This window comes from Streptomyces triticirhizae (assembly GCF_003696235.1).
Classification (GTDB): Bacteria; Actinomycetota; Actinomycetes; order Streptomycetales; family Streptomycetaceae; genus Streptomyces; species Streptomyces triticirhizae.
In genome coordinates, this window is record NZ_RFFJ01000066.1 from 1 (window position 1) to 18,078 (window position 18,078).

14 protein-coding genes and 1 pseudogene are annotated in these 18,078 nt (G+C 74.3%); 7 read left to right on the top strand and 8 right to left on the bottom strand.

Annotation, left to right across the window (positions count from 1 at the left end; genetic code table 11):
• Positions 1-17: 17 nt before the first annotated feature.
• The 7 genes and pseudogenes from EBN88_RS32705 to otnC form a co-directional block, all read left to right on the top strand.
• Positions 18-314: pseudogene (locus EBN88_RS32705) on the top strand (FGGY family carbohydrate kinase); the annotation flags it as partial.
• 176 nt (positions 315-490) lie between these two features.
• Entirely contained in the window at positions 491-1,156 is a 666-nt protein-coding gene (locus EBN88_RS13860) for an FGGY-family carbohydrate kinase (protein WP_122184174.1), read from the top strand.
• Positions 1,157-1,164: 8 nt separating this feature from the next.
• Positions 1,165-2,100: a hypothetical protein gene (locus tag EBN88_RS13865; RefSeq protein WP_122184175.1), complete on the top strand. Its 936-nt coding sequence runs from the start codon at positions 1,165-1,167 to the stop codon at positions 2,098-2,100.
• Positions 2,101-2,162: 62 nt separating this feature from the next.
• On the top strand, positions 2,163-2,792 hold the full coding sequence (locus EBN88_RS31810) for an aspartate/glutamate racemase family protein (protein WP_233580656.1): 630 nt from the start codon (positions 2,163-2,165) through the stop codon (positions 2,790-2,792).
• A 47-nt stretch (positions 2,793-2,839) separates the two neighbouring features.
• Positions 2,840-4,510 (top strand): glycoside hydrolase family 13 protein, encoded by a 1,671-nt coding sequence (locus tag EBN88_RS13875; RefSeq protein WP_122184176.1) that lies wholly within the window; start codon positions 2,840-2,842, stop codon positions 4,508-4,510.
• An 11-nt stretch (positions 4,511-4,521) separates the two neighbouring features.
• Positions 4,522-5,790, top strand: a complete 1,269-nt coding sequence (gene otnK, locus EBN88_RS13880; RefSeq protein ID WP_122184177.1) for a 3-oxo-tetronate kinase — start codon at positions 4,522-4,524, stop codon at positions 5,788-5,790.
• Entirely contained in the window at positions 5,787-6,398 is a 612-nt protein-coding gene (gene otnC / locus EBN88_RS13885; RefSeq protein WP_122184178.1) for a 3-oxo-tetronate 4-phosphate decarboxylase, read from the top strand. Before otnK ends, otnC begins: the two co-directional genes overlap by 4 nt.
• A 32-nt stretch (positions 6,399-6,430) precedes the next feature.
• Here the strand turns inward: otnC and EBN88_RS13890 are convergent, their stop codons facing one another.
• The 8 genes from EBN88_RS13890 to EBN88_RS13925 form a co-directional block, all read right to left on the bottom strand.
• The gene (locus EBN88_RS13890; protein WP_122184179.1) at positions 6,431-7,135 is read right to left on the bottom strand and encodes a FadR/GntR family transcriptional regulator; all 705 of its coding nucleotides are present in this window, start codon (positions 7,133-7,135) and stop codon (positions 6,431-6,433) included.
• 418 nt (positions 7,136-7,553) lie between these two features.
• Positions 7,554-10,703 carry a ThuA domain-containing protein gene (locus EBN88_RS13895; RefSeq protein ID WP_122184180.1) on the bottom strand — a complete coding sequence of 1,050 codons (3,150 nt, stop codon included), beginning with the start codon at positions 10,701-10,703 and terminating at the stop codon, positions 7,554-7,556.
• 115 nt (positions 10,704-10,818) lie between these two features.
• Positions 10,819-11,691 carry a sugar phosphate isomerase/epimerase family protein gene (locus tag EBN88_RS13900; RefSeq protein ID WP_122184181.1) on the bottom strand — a complete coding sequence of 291 codons (873 nt, stop codon included), beginning with the start codon at positions 11,689-11,691 and terminating at the stop codon, positions 10,819-10,821.
• Complete coding sequence (locus tag EBN88_RS13905; RefSeq protein WP_122184182.1) at positions 11,691-12,932, bottom strand: substrate-binding domain-containing protein; 1,242 nt, start codon at positions 12,930-12,932, stop codon at positions 11,691-11,693. The genes EBN88_RS13900 and EBN88_RS13905 overlap by 1 nt, the downstream gene beginning before the upstream one ends.
• Positions 12,929-14,095 carry an ABC transporter permease gene (locus tag EBN88_RS13910; protein ID WP_122184183.1) on the bottom strand — a complete coding sequence of 389 codons (1,167 nt, stop codon included), beginning with the start codon at positions 14,093-14,095 and terminating at the stop codon, positions 12,929-12,931. Before EBN88_RS13910 ends, EBN88_RS13905 begins: the two co-directional genes overlap by 4 nt.
• Positions 14,092-15,114: an ABC transporter permease gene (locus EBN88_RS13915; RefSeq protein WP_122184184.1), complete on the bottom strand. Its 1,023-nt coding sequence runs from the start codon at positions 15,112-15,114 to the stop codon at positions 14,092-14,094. The genes EBN88_RS13910 and EBN88_RS13915 overlap by 4 nt, the downstream gene beginning before the upstream one ends.
• The gene (locus EBN88_RS13920) at positions 15,114-16,601 is read right to left on the bottom strand and encodes a sugar ABC transporter ATP-binding protein (RefSeq protein WP_122184185.1); all 1,488 of its coding nucleotides are present in this window, start codon (positions 16,599-16,601) and stop codon (positions 15,114-15,116) included. Before EBN88_RS13920 ends, EBN88_RS13915 begins: the two co-directional genes overlap by 1 nt.
• Before the next feature lie 454 nt (positions 16,602-17,055).
• Entirely contained in the window at positions 17,056-18,015 is a 960-nt protein-coding gene (locus EBN88_RS13925) for an SDR family NAD(P)-dependent oxidoreductase (RefSeq protein WP_122184186.1), read from the bottom strand.
• Between the last annotated feature and the right edge of the window lie 63 nt (positions 18,016-18,078).

Here is an 18,078-nt window from a genome sequence, read left to right on the forward strand (position 1 = left end):
TGCACGCGGCCACCGGGGTGCGGCCGTCCGCCAAGGCGCCGCTGGCGAAGTGGCGTTGGCTCGCCGAGCGCGCGCCGGAGGCGCTGGCCGCCATGCGCGGCTGGGCCGGCGCGCCCGAGCTGGCGGTGCGCGCGCTCACCGGGCGGCTGGCCACCGAGGTCACCCTCGCCCAGCGCACCATGGCGTTCGACGTCCACCGCCGGTGCTGGGACGCCGAGTTGATCGCCGAGGCCGGACTCGACCCGGACCGGCTGCCGCCGGTGCTGCCGCCGGGCCGGCCGACCGGCGCCGTCACCGAGGCCGCCGCCGCGCGGGTGCCAGGGCTGCGCGCCGGAACGCCCGTGCTGCTCGCGGGACACGACCACCCCGTCGGCGCCTGGGCCGCCGGGGTCCGCGCCCCGGGGCGGGTCGCCGACTCGCTCGGCACCGCCGAGGCTGTGCCACCCTGGCCGCCCAACCTCCCGACGCCGCCTCGGCGTTGGAACAGGGCATGGGCTTCGGCCGCGCCGTGGACGGCGCCACCTGGTACCTGCTGGCCGGCACCGGCGGCTGCGGCGCCCTGGTCGAGTGGGCCGGCGACCGGCTGCTGGGCCTGCCGCCGCCCGGCGCCGAACGCCACGCCGCGCTGGGCGCGCTGCTGGCCGCGGCGGGCCCCGGACCCACCGGCATCACCGTCGAGCCGTACCTCACCGGACGCTCGGCGCCCGACCCCGACCCGGGGCGGCGGCTGGCCCTGCACGGCCTGCGGCCCGAGGACGACCGGGCCCAACTCGCCCTGGCCATCGTGGAGTCCACCGCCTACCAGGCGCGCTGGATGGTCGAGACCCAGGCCGCGCTCACGGGCCACAGGCCGGCGGCGGTCACCCTGCTCGGCGGGCCCGTCGCCCAGCCGCGCTGGCCCCGGGTCAAGGCCGCCGTCAGCCCCTGGGAGACCCGGGTGCTGGCCGAGCCGCACGCCCCGGCGCTCGGCGCAGCGCTGCGCGCCGCCGAGGCCGCCGGCCACCCGACGCCGAAGCCCCTGCCCACCGAACGCCTCGCCCCCGGCGAGGAGGAGAACGCGGCGGCCTACCAACGCCGTTACGCCGCCGCGTTCCTGCCCCTGGTCACCGCGCCCGCCGCCGGCCAGGCCAACGACTCACGACAGCAACGGAGTTGACCCACCTCATGAGCCCCAAGCCGCCCGTCGCCGCCCTGGCCCGCCCCACCGGCACCTTCGCCATGGTCGCCGCCGACCAGCGGGACTCGCTGCGCACCCTGATCGTCGAGCACACCGGCCGCGACCGCGCCGCGATAGCCGACGCCGAGCTGACCGCGTTCAAGCTCTCCGTCGCCCGCGAACTCGGCCCGCACGCCTCCGCGTTGCTCATCGACCGCCAGTACGGCTACCGCACCCTGGTCGACCAGCGGGTGCTGCCCGACAGCTGCGCCGCGATCCTCGCCGTGGACGCCCTGGAGCAGGAGCCCGGCGGACCGGTCACCGACACCGACCTCGACGCGTCGATCGACCCCGCATCCGTCGTCGCGGACGGCACCCGCGCCCTCAAGCTGCTGATCGTCTGGCGCCGCGACGCCCACCGGGAGCGGCGCGCCGCGCTCGCCGAGCGCTTTGTCGCCCTCTGCCGGGACGCCGGCCTCGCCTCCGTGCTGGAGCCGGTCGCCCGCGCCACGCCCGAGGAGGAGGCCGCCGGCACCTTCGACCTCAACGCCTCCATCGTCGAGGCCGCCCGCGAACTCGCCCCGCTGAAGCCGTCGTTGTACAAGTGCCAGGTGCCCGACGGCGGCGTCGGCACCGTCGCCGGGATCGCCGCCCAGGCCGAACGGATCGACGCCGTGGTGGACGTGCCCTGGGTGGTGCTCTCCCAGGGCGTCGCGCCCACCGACTTCCCGCGCGCCGTGGAGGCCGCCTGCCGCGCCGGCGCCTCCGGCTTCCTCGCCGGGCGCGCGCTGTGGACCGACGCGCTCCCCGCCGCCGACCCCAACCCGGTGCTCCGCGCCCGCTGCGCCGCGCGGCTGCGCGACCTCGGCGAGATCGTCGACCGCCACGGCCGCCCCTGGTGGGACACCGCCGCCCACCGCGCCACCGAGGGGGCCACCCGATGACCGGCGCCCCTGGGACGACCGAACGAACCCCTGAACGTGATGCCGCACCGCCCCGCGTCTGCGTGCTGCACACCGTCGCCGCGCTGCCCGCCGTCTTCGCCCCGCTGCTCGCCGAGGAGGCGCCCGGCGTCGCGCCCTACCACCTCGTGGACGAGAGCCTGCTGGCCGACACCATCGCGCACGGGCCGCTGCCGCGCACCACCGCCCGGCTCGCCGCGCACCTCACCGGCGCCCAACAGGCCGGCGCCCGCGCCGTGTTGGTCACCTGCTCCTCCATCGGCCCGGCCGCAGAACAGGCGCGGGCCCTGGTGGACATCCCGGTCTTCCGGGTCGACGAGCCCATGGCCGCCCGGGCGGTGGCCACCGGCCCGAGGGTCGCGGTGCTCGCCACCCTGGACTCCACGCTGCGGCCCACCGCCGAACTGGTGGAACGTCAGGCGGCGGCGGCCGGCGCCCCGTTGACGCTGACCACCTCCACCTGCGCCGGCGCGTACCAGGCCAGGGTGGCCGGCCGGCAGGAGGAGCACGACCGGCTGATCGCCGAGGAGGCCCGCCGGCTGGCCGAGGGCCACGACGTGCTGGTCCTCGCCCAGGCGTCCATGGCGGCCGCCGTTCCCGGGGACGCGCTGCCCGTGCCGGTGCTCAGCTCGCCCCGCTCCGGCGCCGCCCAACTCGCCGCCGTCGCCCGTTAGTTCACCTGCCGCCCGCACCGCCCTGAACCGGAGGGGAACCGCCGACCATGCCCACAGCCGAGCCGCAGCCCTGGTGGCGCGACGCCGTCATCTACCAGATCTATGTCCGCTCCTTCGCCGACTCCGACGGCGACGGCGTGGGCGACCTGCCCGGCATCACCCAACGCCTCGACCACATCGCCGCGTTGGGCGCCGACGCCGTCTGGCTCACCCCGTTCTACCCCTCCCCGCAGGCCGACGGCGGCTACGACGTCGCCGACTACCGCGACGTCGACCCCCGCTTCGGCACCCTCGGTGACGCCGACGCGCTGCTCGCCCGCGCCCACCAACTCGGCCTGCGCGTCATCGTGGACATCGTCGCCAACCACACCTCCGACCGGCACCGCTGGTTCCAGGAGGCCCTCGCCGCCCCGCCCGGCGACCCCGCGCGCGAGCGCTATGTCTTCCGCGACGGCCGCGAGGACCCCGAGGGGCCCCGGCCGCCCACCGACTGGCGCTCCGTCTTCGGCGGCCCCGCCTGGACGCGGGTGCCCGACGGCCAGTGGTACCTCCACCTGTTCGCCCCCGAACAGCCCGACCTCAACTGGGACAACCCGGAGGTGGCCGCCGAGTTCGCCGACGTGCTGCGGTTCTGGCTGGCGCGCGGCGTGGACGGCTTCCGCTTCGACGTCGCCCACGGCATGGCCAAGGACCTGGCGGCGCCGCTGCGCGACCTCGGCCCCGACCAGGTGCACCACCGGATCGTCGGCGCCGGCTGGGAGGGCGACCACCCGTTCTGGGACCGCGACGAGGTCCACACCATCCTGCGCGGCTTCCGCGCCGTGCTCGACGCCCACACCCCGCCGGCCGCCGCCGTCGGCGAGTCCTGGGCCGAGGCCGCCCGCCGCGCCCGCTACACCGACCCGGGCGAGCTGCACCAGACGTTCAACTTCGACTTCCTGTCGGCCGGTTGGGACGCCGCCGAGCTGCGCGAGGTGATCGACCGCTCGCTGGCCGCACCCGGCGCGCCCGACGCCGGCCCCACCTGGGTCCTCTCCAACCACGACGTGGTGCGCCACGCCTCCCGGCTGGCGCTGCCCGCCGGCGTGGACCCGGACGCCTGGTTGCGCACCGACGGGAAGGAGCCGGCGCTCGACCCGGCGCTCGCCACCCGCCGCGCGCGGGCGGCCGCGCTGCTGCTGCTCGCGCTGCCCGGCTGCGCCTACCTCTACCAGGGCGAGGAACTGGGCCTGCCCGAGGTGGCCGACCTGCCCGAGGCGGTGCTCGCCGACCCGGTGCGGCTGCGCTCCCGGGGCGCCCGCAAGGGCCGCGACGGCTGCCGCGTCCCGCTGCCCTGGGAGCGCGGCGGCCCCTCCCTCGGCTTCGGCCCCGGCCCCGGCTGGCTGCCCCAACCCGCCGACTGGGCCGAGCTGTCGGTGGCCGCCCAGCGCGATGACCCGGACTCCACGCTGGCCCTCTACACCGAGGCGCTGCGGCTGCGCCGGGCGCACGCCGGGGGGCGCGCCCTCAGCTGGGCGCCGGGCGCGCCCGCCGGCGTGCTCGACCTGGCCAACGGCCGGCTGCGCTGCGTCGTCAACCTCGGGCAGACCCCCGTGCCGCTGACCGCCGCCGCCCCGCTGCTGGCCAGCGGCCCCCTGGGCCGCCCCCTGGACGGCGGCCCCCGGGACGGGCACCTGCTCCCGCCCGACACGGCCGTCTGGACCACGGCCCAACCGTGAGGGGAACCCCGTTGACCATCGCACTCGGCGTCGTCGCCGACGACTTCACCGGCGCCACCGATGTGGCCGCCGCGCTGCGCCGCGCCGGCGTCCGCACCGCGCTGCTCTTCGGCGTCCCCGACGCCGCGCTCCCCGCGCCCGAGGGCTGCGCGGCCGTGGTGGTGGCGCTGAAGATCCGCGGCGTTCCGGCCGCCCGCGCCGTCAACGAGGCGACGGCCGCCGCCCGTTGGCTGCGCGCCGCCGGCGTCCGCCGCCTCTACTGGAAGTACTGCTCGACGTTCGACTCCACCCCGCGCGGCAACATCGGGCCCGTCGCCGACGCCCTGCTCGCCGAGACCGGGCAGGCCACCACCCTGGTCTGCCCGGCCGCGCCCGAGCACGGCCGCACCGTCCACCGGGGCCAACTCCTCGTCCACGGCCGGCCGTTGGCCGAGACGCCGATGCGCCACCACCCGCTCAACCCCATGACCGCATCCGACCTGCGGCGGCTGCTGGCCCCCCAGACCCCGCACCCGGTCGGCCTGATCCCGCTGCCCGTGGTGCGCGCCGGCGCGCACGCCGTCGCGGAGGCGCTCGCCGAACGCGCGGCGGCCGGCGAGCGCCACCTCGTCGCCGACGCCCTCACCCCCGAGGACCTGACCGTGCTGGGGGCCGCCGCCGGTGAACGGGCCCTGCTCACCGGCGCGGCCGGCCTCGCCGAGGGCCTGGCCCGCTCGCTCGCCCCCGCCGGGCCGGCTGCCACCGAGGAGCCGCCCCGCGCGGGCCCCGGGGCCGTCCTCGCCGGCAGCTGCTCGGCCCGCACCCTGGAGCAGATCGCCCACTTCGCCGCGCGCCACCCGGCGTTCCGGATCGACCCCCGCGCCGCCCTCGCCGGCCGCGACGTGCTCGGCGAGGCCCTCGCCTGGCACGCCACCCTGCCGCCCGACGCCATCCCGCTCCTCCACGCCTCCGCGCCGCCGGCGGAACTCGCCGCCATCCAGCGGGAGTTGGGCGCGGAACGGGCGGCGGCCACCGTCGAGGCGCTGCTGGCCGAGCTGGCGGTGCGGCTGGTGGGACGCGGCACGCGCCGGCTGCTGGTCGCCGGCGGGGAGACCTCGGGCGCCGTCACCACCGCGCTGCGGGTGCCGGCCGTGGTGGTCGGCCCCGAGGCCGACCCGGGCGTGCCCTGGACCCGCACCCTCGGCGACGACCCGCTCCATCTCATGCTGAAGTCCGGCAACTTCGGCGCGCCCGACCTCTTCGCCCGCGCCCTGGAACCCGTCGAGGAGCCCACCCCATGACCCCGCACCCTGCGGAGCCGGCCGCCCAACTCGTCGCGACCGGACGCTCGTTGTTCGACCGGGGCCGCACCCACGGCAGCACCGGCAACCTCTCCGTGCGGCTGCCCGACGGTCGGGTCCTGGTCACCCCCACCGGCGCCAGCCTGGGCGCGCTCGACCCCGAGGCGCTCGCCGTGATCGACCGCGAAGGCCGCCACCTGGCCGGCCCACGCCCCACCAAGGAGGCGTTCCTCCACGCGGCGGTCTACCGCGCCAGGCCCGAGGCCGGGGCCGTGGTCCATCTGCACGCGACGCACGCCGTCGCCGTCTCCTGCCTCGCCGACGTCGACCCGGCCGACGCGCTGCCGCCGCTGACCGCCTACTACCGGATGCGGGTGGGCCGGCTGCCGCTGCTGCCCTACCACGCCCCGGGCGACCTCGCGCTCGGCCCGCTCGCGGAGGCGGCCGCCGCCGACCACCACGCGTTCCTCCTCGCCAACCACGGCCCGGTCGTCGCCGGCCCGAGCCTGGCGGCGGCCACCGACGCCGCCGAGGAACTGGAGGAGACGGCCCGCCTCCACCTCCTCCTCCACGGCCACCGGGTCCGCCTCGCCGGCCCGACCAACTGACCCCGGCCGCCGGCCCGTTGGCCCGGTTCGGCTCAGCGCGTCGCGTCGCCGCCGAGGTGCTCGATCAGCCAGTCCTCCACCTCGACGACGTGCGTCTCGGCCCGCAGTCCGGCCCGGTCGGCGTCCCGGGCGCGCAGCGCCGTGAGGATCGCGCGGTGCTCGCCCACGGTCCGCTCGGCCGCGCCCGCGTCGGTCTTGCCGCGCCAGATCCGTGCCCGCGTGGTGCCGCCGGACATGCCCTCCACGACGGCGGCCAGCACCGGGTTCCCGGACGCCTCGTTGACCAGGGCGTGGAACCGCAGGTCGTTCTCCACCAGCGCGGTGTGGTCCACCTCCGGCTGGCGCACCAACTCCTCGGCGTCGACGAGGAGTTGTTCCAGCTCCTCCAGGGTCTCCTCGGAGATCCGGTGCGCGGCCAGCGCCATCGCCCGGGGCTCCGGCATCCGGCGCACCTGGCAGAACTGGAGGACCGTCGCGTCCTGGCGCAGGTCGACCACGCAGCCCATGCCCGCCAGCAGCATGTCCGGGGCGAGGCTGGTCACACAGGTGCCGTCGCCCTGGCGGGTGTTGAGCACCCGCATCGCGGAGAGGGTGCGGACCGCCTCGCGCAGCGTGCCACGGGAGACGCCGAGCCGGGCGGCGAGGCCCTTCTCCACCGGCGACCGGTCGCCCGGGCCCAACTCCCCGGTGATCAGCATCTCCTTGAGGCGGTCCACCGCCTCGTCGACCAGTCCCACACGCCGCCCTTTCCGATGAGGGGAACCCCGAGGAACCCCGAGAAGGCTCCCTCAATTCATCTGACCTATGGCGCCGTTGGTCATCTGGCTGATCGAGGGGCACGGGGAAGGTCCCGCCCGGGCCTGGGGGAGTTTGCCTGTTTCACATGCGCTTCCCGGCCGATGGCCGCCCGGAGGGGAGCCGTTCGACATCCGGAACAAGCCCCAAAGATCGGTTCTGTCGACCGTCGAGGAGCGTTGGCGGTCGACACCTCACCTCGTGGCGCACACTCCCCGACCGTGCGCGGAGAACAGCTCCGCTCGGCGGCCGGGTCAGCCGCCGAGCGGAGCTTCCATCCGGAGCGTGTCCGGGTGCGGGTTTCTCTCCTCCTCGTTCGGATAGTTCCGGATCAAAGATCCGCTGAATAGCGGGTGTTGGTCAGGAGGTGGTGAAGGACAGCGAGTCCACGTCGAAGTTGTTCTCGCCCGGGGTGGTGAAGACGACATACAGCGTGTGGGTGCCGTCCAGGTCGGCCACGTCCACCGGCTCGGTCGACTGGTAGACGTCCCAGTCGCCGGTGGCCGGCACCTCCGTCGTCGCCAGCAGCTCGCCGTCCGGGGCGCCGGCCCGCAGCTCGATCGCCCCGCCGCCGTCGGGCGAGGAGAGTCGGTAGCTGACGGAGTCCACGCCCTCGACGCTCATCGGCTCGAACGCGATCCAGTCGCCGTCGCTGATGTCGCCGATCCGCTGCCCGTTCTCCGCGTCCGCCTGGGAGACGATCCGCGTCCCCGACTGGTCGTGGTGGTACTCGGCCTGCTTGTGCTTCGGCTGGAGCAGCGCCCGGCCGTAGCCGGTCAGCGAGCCGGTGCCCTCGCCGCCCCGGTCGGTGTAGCGGGCGTTGAGCACGTAGTACAGGTCGGCGCCCTCCGGGTGGCCGCCGAGGTCGCCGGTGTCCACCGTGCCGGAGCAGCCGTGCAGGTCGGTCGTCGGGTGCTCGTGGTCGTCATGCCCCAACGCCGGGTTGACGATGACCTGTTCGCAGTCGATCTCGCCGTCCTCCGGGTCGGTGACCGTCACCTGGTAGGGGATCTGGTCGCCGAACTCGATGAGTTGGCCGCTGGTCGGGAAGTCGATGGTCACCGTCGGCGCCGTGTTCCCCACCGTGACGGGGATGTTGGCGTAGCCGGAGGCCCCGCCCGGGTTGGTCACCTTGAGCTGGGCGCTGTACTGTCCGACCACCTCGTAGGTGTGGGAGACCTCCGGCTCGGTGGCGTCGAACGTGCCGTCGCCCTCGAAGTCCCACTCGTAGGTCAGCTCCCCGCCGCCCGGGTCCCTGGAGCCCTCGGCGGAGAACTCCACGGTCAACGGCGCCGGGCCGCTGGTCGCCGAAGCGCTCGCCTCGGCGATCGGGGCGCGCCCGTTCGGCGCGTAGTCGATCCGGTAGAGCCCGGAGTCGGAGTTCCCGCCGCCGAACTCGCTGCCCCACTCCAGGACGTAGAGCGAGCCGTCGGGGCCGAAGGTCAGGTCCATCGGCTTGACGAAGTCCTCCGTCGGCAGGAAGTCGTTGAGCTGGTTCAACACCGCGCCGCCGTCGGAGGTCAGCGGGATCTCCTTGATGTAGTTCCTCGTCCACTCGAAGAGGAACTGCGTCCCGTCGTAGTACTCGGGGAACTTGGTCGGCGACGGGTTGTCCGGGTCGTAGCGGTAGACCGGGCCGCCCATCGGGCCTGAGCCGCCCTCGCCCAGCTCGGGGAACTCGGGCGAGACGCCGTAGCCGTACCAGACGTCCGGCTGCCGCACCGGCGGCAGCTGCTCAAGACCGGTGTTGTTGGGCGAGGGGTTGGTCAGGTTGTCGCAGTCGAACTTCTCGCCGACCTCACCGGTGTCCGGGTTGTAGGGCGCGTAGGGCTGGTTGTCGCCGTGGCAGAACGGCCAGCCGTAGTTGCCCGGCTCCTCGATGATGTTGTACTCCACCAGCCCCTCGGGCCCCCGGTCGGTGGTGGGGCCACCCCGGTCTGGCCCGTAGTCGGCGACGTGCACATAGCCGGTCTCGGGGTCGACGGAGAACCGGAACGGGTTGCGGAAGCCCATCGCGTAGATCTCGGGCCGGGTGCTCTCCGTTCCCTCGGCGAAGAGGTTCCCCTCGGGGATGGTGTAGCCGCCGTCGTCGGACGGCACCACCCGCAGGATCTTGCCGCGCAGGTCGTTGGTGTTGCCCGAGGTGCGGGCCGCGTCGAGCATCTCCTCGCCCTCGCGCCAGTCGATCGGCGCGTAACCCTGCCAGTCCGAGGACAGGTTGGGCGGCACGTCGTCGCCGGTGGACAGGTAGAGGCTGCCGTCCGGGCCGAAGGCCACGCTGCCGCCGGTGTGCCCGGGCTCGGGGTAGGTCCGGTCCCGGTAGGCCGGGACCTCGATCACCGTCTGCTCGCTCGCCACGTCCAGGGTGTCGCCCTCGACGGTGAAGCGGGAGAGCCGGTTGATGTCCTCGGCGCTGTCGGCCGGCGCGTAGTAGAGGTAGATCCAGCCGTTGGTCGCGAAGTCCGGGTCGAGCGCGAGGCCGACGAGGCCGTCCTCGCCGCCGGTGTAGACGTCCAACGTGCCCGCGGTGCTGGTGGAGTTGGTCGCCGGGTCGAAGACCTTCAGCTCGCCGCCGCGCTGGGCGTAGAAGACCCGCCCGTCGTCGGCGACGTCCAGCTCCATCGGGTCGGCGGTGTTGTCGTCCAGGGTGACCTTGTCGAAGTTGTTCCAGACGGTGCCGCCGCAGTCGCCCGGCAGGTTGCCGGCCGCCCACCTGATGCCGCCGACCACGTGGTCGCGGAACGCCTCCTCGGTGTAGGAGGCCGCGTCGTGGCCCATCGCGGTGGCCCAGACCTGGCCGCCCTCCGCCTCCCGACACCACGAGATCGGGTGGTCGGGGCCCATCGCGTCGCCGCCCGGGTCATAGGTCGACTCGTCGGCGGTGACGAGGACATGGACCTCGCCGCGCGGGTTGGGGTCGAAGTTGTACCACTCCTCCTCGCGCTCCCACACCTCCGGCAGCCCGGCGGTCGAGGGGTGCGCGTGGTCGGCGACATGCGCGGTGCCCTGGAGCACGCCGGGGGAGTGCGACGGCATGTGCGCGCCCCCGTTGACGAGGTCGTCCCACCAGGGGAACTCCTCCTCGATGCCCATGTCGAGGGTGTTGTGGATGGCGGCGATGCCGCCGCCGTTCTGGACATAGGTCTGGACGGCCGCGCGCTGCTCGTCGGTCTCCCAGATCATGCCGGAGTTCTGGAGCATCACCACCACGTCGTAGGTGGCGAGTTCCTCGTCGTTGAAGACGGCCGGGTCGTCGGTCTGGACGACCTCGAAGTTGTTCTCGGCGGCCTCCTCCTCCAGCATCTGGATGCCGGCGGGGATGGAGTCGTGGACATAGCCGACGGCCCGGGTGAAGACCAGGGCGCGGAAGTCGGCGTCGGCCTCGACGTCGTCGGCCTGGGCCAGCGCCGGCAGGGCGCCGAGCGCCAGCAGCGGGGCCGCGGCCAGCGCGAGCAGCCGTCTCCGGCGCGGCGCCGAACGTCTTGTCGAACGGTGGGTGGAACGTTTCATGTGGGGGATGTCCTCTCCTCAGGGATGTGTGACGGAGCGGGATGGCGGTGCGGCGGTGGTGCCGCCCGGGGCGGCACGGACACCTGGTGGTGCGGCTCGTTGCCCGCCGCCGGGCTCAGGCGGACCCGGCGGCCTTGACGGCCTGCCGGAGGAAGGCCAGGCCGCCGGTCGCGATGGCGTCCTGGGTGTCGGCCAGCGACCGCCAGACCGAGGCGGCCACCGCGATGGACTCGTTGTGGGCGGTGAACGACTCGATGCACAGCGGCCCGGTGTAGCCCGCCTCCGGCAGCGCGCGCAGGAAGCCGGGCCAGTCGAGGTGGTCCATGCCGGGCGCGCCCCGGTCGTTGGCGCAGACCTGGACATGGACGATCCGCCCGGCGGCCTGCCGGACCGCCCCCGGCAGCGAGTGCTCCTCGATGTTCTGGTGGTAGGTGTCCAGGGCCACGCCGATGCCCTCCGGCGGCAGCCCCTCCAGGGCCTTCAACGTCTGGCCCACCGTGTTCAACAGGCTGGTCTCGTAACGGTTCAACGGCTCGACCGCCAGCCGCACGCCCGCCGCGACCGCCTGCTCCACCACGGGCGCCAGATACTCGCGCCACTCCTCGTAGGCCGCCTCCCGCTCGGCCCGCGTCATCCGCCAGGTCCGCCCGACGGCGGTGTAGACCGGCCCGGCCACCACCGGCGCCTCGGTGGCCTGGGCGGCGTCCACGCAGTGCAGCAGGTAGTCCTGGGTGGCGCGGACGGTTCTGGGATCGGCCCGCACCAGGTCGCGGCCCGGCGTCATCACCGCGACCACGGCGGCCGGGGCCAGCTCGTGCCGCTTCAGCAGCCCCGCGACGTTCGCCGGCAGCCAGTCGCCGGGCGACTCCAGCGGCAGTTCGATCGCGTCGAAGCCCCAACCGGCCAGCTTGGGCACGGTTTCGGCGATGGCGTCCTCGTTCACCGGCGCGTGCCAGATCCAGGGGTTGGCCCCGATGGCCAGGCGCATCAGCGACCTCCCCAGTCCTGCGGGTAGCCCGGCAGGTCCTCGCAGCCGCACAGCCCGTAGTGCAGCGGCGGCAGGTCCTCGTTGACGTAGTCGTCCCGGTTCTCCTCGGTGATCACCGGCTGCGGGAGCACCCACTCGCCGGGCACCTCCTCGCCGCGCAGGACCTTCAGCGCCGCGATGACCGGGGTGCGCCACTGGAACGTGGGGTAGCCGGGGGCGATCGCGGTCAGGTCGCGCTCGGCCCACGCCTGAAGGAAGTCCTGCTGGTCCTCGCCGCTGATCGGCGGCACGTCGAGGCCGGCGTCCTCGAACGCCTCGATCGCGGCGACGGCGGTGGCGCCCGAGTCCATCCACACGCCGTCGATGGAGCCGTGGCGCGCGATCGCGTCGGAGACGACGGACTTGGTCACCGCCGGGTCGCCCTCGGTGAACTCGACGTCGGCGACCTCCAGTTCGCTGTCCTCGAACGCCAACTCGGCGGCGGACCAGCGGTTCTCCAGCACATCGACGCCGGGCGAGATGCGCAGCGCCAGGATCTTCCCGCCGGGCTCCACGTTCTCCACCAGGAAGTCGGCCGCGGCGGCGCCGTAGGCGTAGCCGCCGACCGGGTGGACGAACGTCACCGGGCAGTCGGTGTTGACGCCCCGGTCGAAGACGATGACCGGGAGCCTCGTGCACGCCTCCTCCACGGCCGGGGTCAGCGTGGCCGTGGTGTTGGGGGAGACGATCAGCAGGTCACAGTCCTGCTCGCTGAGGTTCTGGATGTCGGAGATCTGCTTGTCGTCCTTGCCCTCCGCGTCCAGCACGGTGAACTCGGCGATCTCCTCGTGCTGGGCGACCTCGGCCTCCATGGTGGTCAGGCCCACCTGGCGCCAGGGGTTGAAGACGCCCGCGTTGGAGAAGCAGAGGTGGATGCCCTCGCCCTCGGGGAGCGCGTACTCCTCGGTGCTGACCATCTCGGGCCGCAGCATCTGTTCCCAGGGCCGGCCCTCGGGGCCCTCGGGGGTCTCCTCGGAGAGCGCCAACTGCCGCTGGTACTCGTCCTCCTCGAAGAACTCGGCCTCCTGCGCCTCGCCCTCGCCCTCGGGCTGGGCGGAGCCGGCCGGGTCGGGCGGGCCCTCGGCCGGGGCGTCGGAGGAACAGGAGACGAGCAGGCCGGCCGCCAACACGGCGGCCAGCGCGGCGGCCGTTCTGCGGCGGGCGAGTCGGCCAACGCGGCGGCCGGCACGGTGGGTTCTCATGCGGTGGGTCCTCCAGTCGAGGGATTTTCCTTGCTGGGTGCTGCGGTTGGCGGTGCCGTGGTCGGTGGTGCCGTGGTCGGCGGTGCGGTCTCGGTGGCCGGCGGCGGTCCGGCCGGCGGCGTGGTCGCGTGGGTGCCGGGTGGCGGCGGCTGGTCGTTCCGGGAGGGCGAACGGCGGCGCCAGCGCGACCAGTTGGCGGCGCCGACGGCGACTGCGGCGATGACGATCAGGCCCTGGACGGTGGGCTCAAGGGAGCCCGAGACGCCCCGCAGGTTGAGCAGCGTGAAGAGCGCGGTCAGCGCGAACGCCCCGGCCATCGCACCCAGCACCGAGCCCCGACCGCCGCCCAGCAGCACCCCGCCGAGCACCACGGCCGTGATGGCCTCGAACTCCATCCCCGAGCCGGCCTGCGCGGACACCCCGGAGAAGCCGCCGACCAGCACGGCGGCCAGCGCCGCTGCCGCGCCGGAGAGCACGAAGGCCAGCGTCCGCACCCGGGCCGTCGCCACGCCCGACAGCTCGGCGGCCCGTTCGCTGTCCCCGGTGGCGATCAGCGTCCGGCCCCAGCGGGAGCGCGTCAGCCACCACACGGCGGCGCCCACCACGGCGCAGACCAGCACCGCCCACGGCAGCCAGCCGAACGCGTCCTGCCGGCCCAACGCCCGGAAGTCGTCCGGGAGATACCCGGTGGGCGAGCCGCCGGTCCAGTAGAAGACGCCGCCCTCCAGGATCAGCATCATGCCCAGCGTGGTGATGAACGACGGCACGCCGAGCCCGGTGGTGATCAGCCCGTTGACCAGCCCGACCAGCGCGCCGGCCGCGACCAGGGCCAGCGTCACCACCAGCCAGTGCGCGCCGGGGAAGCCGTGGTAGATCTCGGCCGCCGCCACCACCCCGGTGGTGACGATCGCCCCGACGGACAGGTCGAAGTGGCCGCTGACGATGACGAGATACTGGCCGGCGGCCAGCAGCACCAGGGGCGCGGCCCGGCGGACGAACGCCAGGAACCGGTCCGGCTCGTAGAAGCCCGCGTCGGTGACGGCCAACGCGCCCAGCAGCAACGCCAACAGCACATAGACGGGCAGCGCGGTGCCCAGCGTCTGGGTGAGCCGGGTGCCCAGGCGGACGGGCCCCTGGACGGGGGTCGCGGTCGTGGTGGTCATCCGGTCCTCCCCGCGCGGCGGCGGCCTCGGGCGTAGACGGCGACGGCGGCGATGATGACGACGCCGCGCAGCACGTTCTTGAAGAACGGGTCGATGGCCAGCTGGTTGAAGACGCTGTCCAGCACGGCCAGCACGGTCACCCCGCCGAGCGTGCCCAGCACCCCGCCGCGCCCGCCGGCCAGGATGGTGCCGCCCAACACCACGGCCGCGATGGACTCCAGGTCGTAGCGGGCCTCGGTGCCCGCCCAGGGCGAGCCGGCGCCGAAGCGCGCGGCGAGGAACAGCGCGGCGATGCCCACACACAGCGCGCACAGCACATGGGCGATCAGCACCGTGCGTTCGGTGCGCACGCCGGACAGCCGCGCGGCGTGCTCGTCGCCGCCGGTGGCGTACATGTGGTGGCCAAGACGGGTGCGCCGCAGCACGAACCAGAGCGCCAACGCCACGGCCACCAGCAGGAACACGGAGACCGGCACCGGGCCGATCCGGTCGTAGCCCAGGCGCTGGAAGGAACGGGAGACCTCGCCGGCCGGCCCGGTGTAGTTGTCCTCGATCCAGCCGCGCAGGATCAGCCCGACGCCGAGCGTGGCGATGAACGCGTTCACCTTCAGCCGTGTCACGACCAGCCCGTTGGCCAGCCCGACGCCCAGGCACAGCGCCAGCACGGCCAGGACCGCCGGGACCATGTTGCCGTCGCTGCCGGCCATGGTCTCGGCGGCCACCAGGGTGCCCAGGCTGGCGAGATAGGCGACGGACAGGTCGAGGGAGCCGGTGAGGATGACCATCGTCTGGCCGAGCGCGATCAGGCCCAGCGCCACGCAGTTCTGGAGAATGCCGGTGATGTTGGGCTGGGTGAGGAACTCCCCGCCGCGCACGGTCACCACGATCCAGCCGAGCAGGGTCACGCCGAGCGCGGCCAGCCAGATGCCGACGGTGGGGTCGGCGAGGCGCCGGCGCCAGCGGTCCGGGACCGGCGGTCTGACGGCCGGCAGGGGCGCCGGTTCGGAAGCGGCGGCCATCAGGCGGCCCCCGCCCGGTCGGCACCGGTGGCCGTGGCCCCGCGCATGATCTCCTCCTCGCTCGGCCCCGCCGGCAGTTCGCCCGCCGGCCGGCCGTCGGACAGCACCAGCACCCGGTCGCTCATCCCGATCAGCTCCGGGAGTTCGGAGGAGATCAGCAGCACGGCCAGGCCCTCGGCGGCCAACTCCCGCACGAGGGTGTGGATCGCGGCCTTGGCGCCCACGTCGACGCCCCGGGTCGGCTCGTCGAAGAGCAGCACCCTGGGGCGGGCGGCCAGCCACTTGGCGATGACGACCTTCTGCTGGTTGCCGCCGGAGAGGAAACGGACCTCCCGGCCGGTGGAACGGGACGTCAGACGGACCCGGTCCAGCAGCCGGGTCACCGTCTCCTCGCCGGCGCCGCGCTCCCCGACGCCCACGGCGCGGGTCACCAACAGCGTGTTGTCGCGCACCGACTGGCGGAGCGTCAGCCCCTCGGCCTTGCGGTCCTCGCCGACCAGCGCGATCCCGGCGCGGATCGCCTCCCGTGGGCGGCGCGGGCGCACGGCCCTGCCGGCGACGGTCATGGTGCCCCGGGTGAACGGGTCGGCGCCGAAGATCGCCCGGGCCAGCGCGCTGCGCCCCGAGCCCTGGAGCCCGGCGACGCCGAGCACCTCGCCGGCCCGCACGGTCAGATCGATGTCGGACAGCCGGTCGTTGCCGCCGCCGGCGACGGTCAGCACCGGCTCGCCCAGCGCCCCGGGATCGGCGCGCGGCGGGTAGTAGGCGCTCAGCTCGCGGCCGACCATGGCGCGGACGATCTGGTCCACGTCGGTGTCGGCGGTCCGCACACAGGTGACCCGCCGACCGTCCTTCAACACCGTGATGCGCTGGGAGAGTTCGAAGATCTCCCGCATCCGGTGGGAGACGTAGAGGATGCCGAGGCCACGCGCGGTCAGCCGGCGGACCAGGTCGAAGAGGGCGGTCACCTCGTGTTCGGCGAGCGCGGCGGTGGGCTCGTCCATGATCAGAATCCGCACGTCGGCGGCGAGCGCCTTGGCGACCTCCACGGTCTGCTGGAGGGCCACCGACAGCTCGCGCACGGGGGTGTCGGGGGCGATCTCGGAGGCGTTCAACTCGGCCAGCAACTCGGCGGTCCGCCGGGCCATCGCCGCGCGGTCCACCAGGCCCCGGCGGGTGGGCTCGCGGCCGAGAAACACGTTCTCGGCGACGGTCCGGTCCGGGAGCAGGGCCAGCTCCTGGTGGATGATCCCGACGCCCGCCGCCTGGGCCTGGGCGGGGTGGCCGAAGACGCGGGGCGTTCCGTCGATCTCGATGCGGCCGCTGTCGGGGGAGTGCTCCCCGCTGAGCAGCTTCATCAGGGTGGACTTGCCGGCGCCGTTCTCGCCGACGACGGCGTGCACCTCTCCCGGCGCGAGGTCGAGGGAGACGCTGTGGAGGACGCGGATGCCAAGAAAGCTCTTTGTCATGTCCTGCATCAGCAGCATGTGGGCACTGTCGAGGCGAAAGAACTGACTGTCAAGAGACAAAGCAGGGGCGGAAGATGGCAAGGGGGAGGGGATTTTGCTCAATGGGCGTCAACTTTTGCCGAGTTCAGACAAAAGTCGAGTCGGGTTCGGGCGGCGGCGGGGCTCGGCGTGGCGGGGCGCTGGGCTTGCGGCGCCGGCGCCGGCGCGCGGGGCCGGGGTGGGGGTTGAGGGGTGAGGGTGAGGGGCCCGTCGTGGGGTTGTTCGCTCCGGGCCCGTTTGATCTCTTGCCGATGAGGGAGGGGGAGTTGGGCCCGGAGTGCCCGAAGTGAGGCTGAACATCATATGTTTTCCCCCGGCGGGTGGGAATGTGCGTGCACGCTCTTCCCTGCGGAGCCTCGCGCGGCGCCACGCGCGCTGAGGGTCCGGCCGACTCGCGGGGACGGCTCGCGGCCGGGCGCGGCGCCTCGTTCCCTCACGCCCCGCGCGCTGCGGCTCGCGCGTAGGCCCAGAGGCGGTCCGCCGCCTCCGGGTCCGCCGCGTGGGGGGCCAGGGCGGCCCCGTTCTCCTGGTTGTCCTCCAGATAGCGGCCGGTGATCCCGTGCGCCAGCGGCGAGGCCGCCAGCAACACGGAGGTCGCGGCGCCCTGTTCGGGCGTCTTGTAGTGCGGCGGCGGGGTCACGTTCCCCGACGCGTCCATCACGCCGAACGCCCGCATGGTGGCGTCGTCCACGTGCCGCTGGAGGCCGGTGAGGACATAGCCGGGGTTGAGCGCGTTGGCCGTGATCCCGTCGGCCGCCCAGCGGCGGGCGGCACCCATCGCGAGGAGGATGTCGGCGGTCTTGGACTGCCCGTACGCCGCCCACGGGTCGTAGGGCCGCCGCTCGAAGTGGGGGTCGTCGAAGTCGAAGGGCGCGTCGAGGTGGGCGCCCGAACTGACGACCACCAGCCGGGCCGCGCCGGCCTCCCGCAGGGCCCCGTGCAGGCCGAGGGCCAGCGCGAAGTGGCCGAGGTGGTTGGTGGCGAGCTGCGACTCCCAGCCGTTCGGGGCAAGGGTGCGCCGGGGCAGGGCCATGATCCCGGCGTTGGCGACCAGGATGTGCAACGGCCCACGCCAGGCGCGGGTGAACGTGTCAACCGAGGCCGGTTCGGCCAGGTCGAGCGGCTCCGCCAGCACCCGGCCGGCGCCGGGGACGGTGGCCAGCTCCCGGATCAACGGCTCGGCGGACGCGGGGCGGCGCGTGGCGATCGTGACCTCGGCGCCCGCCGTGGCCAGGGCCCGAACGGTCTCAGCGCCGAGCCCCGAGGCGCCGCCGGTGACCACGGCCCGCCGGCCGCCGAGGTCGACGCCCTCGATCACCTCAGCGGCGGTGGCCCGGGCGGAGAAGGGCGACGAGAAGGGAACCGTGTCGGGGGAGTGGGGAGGGTGGGTCATGAGGCCACGTTACGGCGGGCGCACTGGACAGCCTATGGTTGAGAGTCCCCTGTTCTTTAGCGA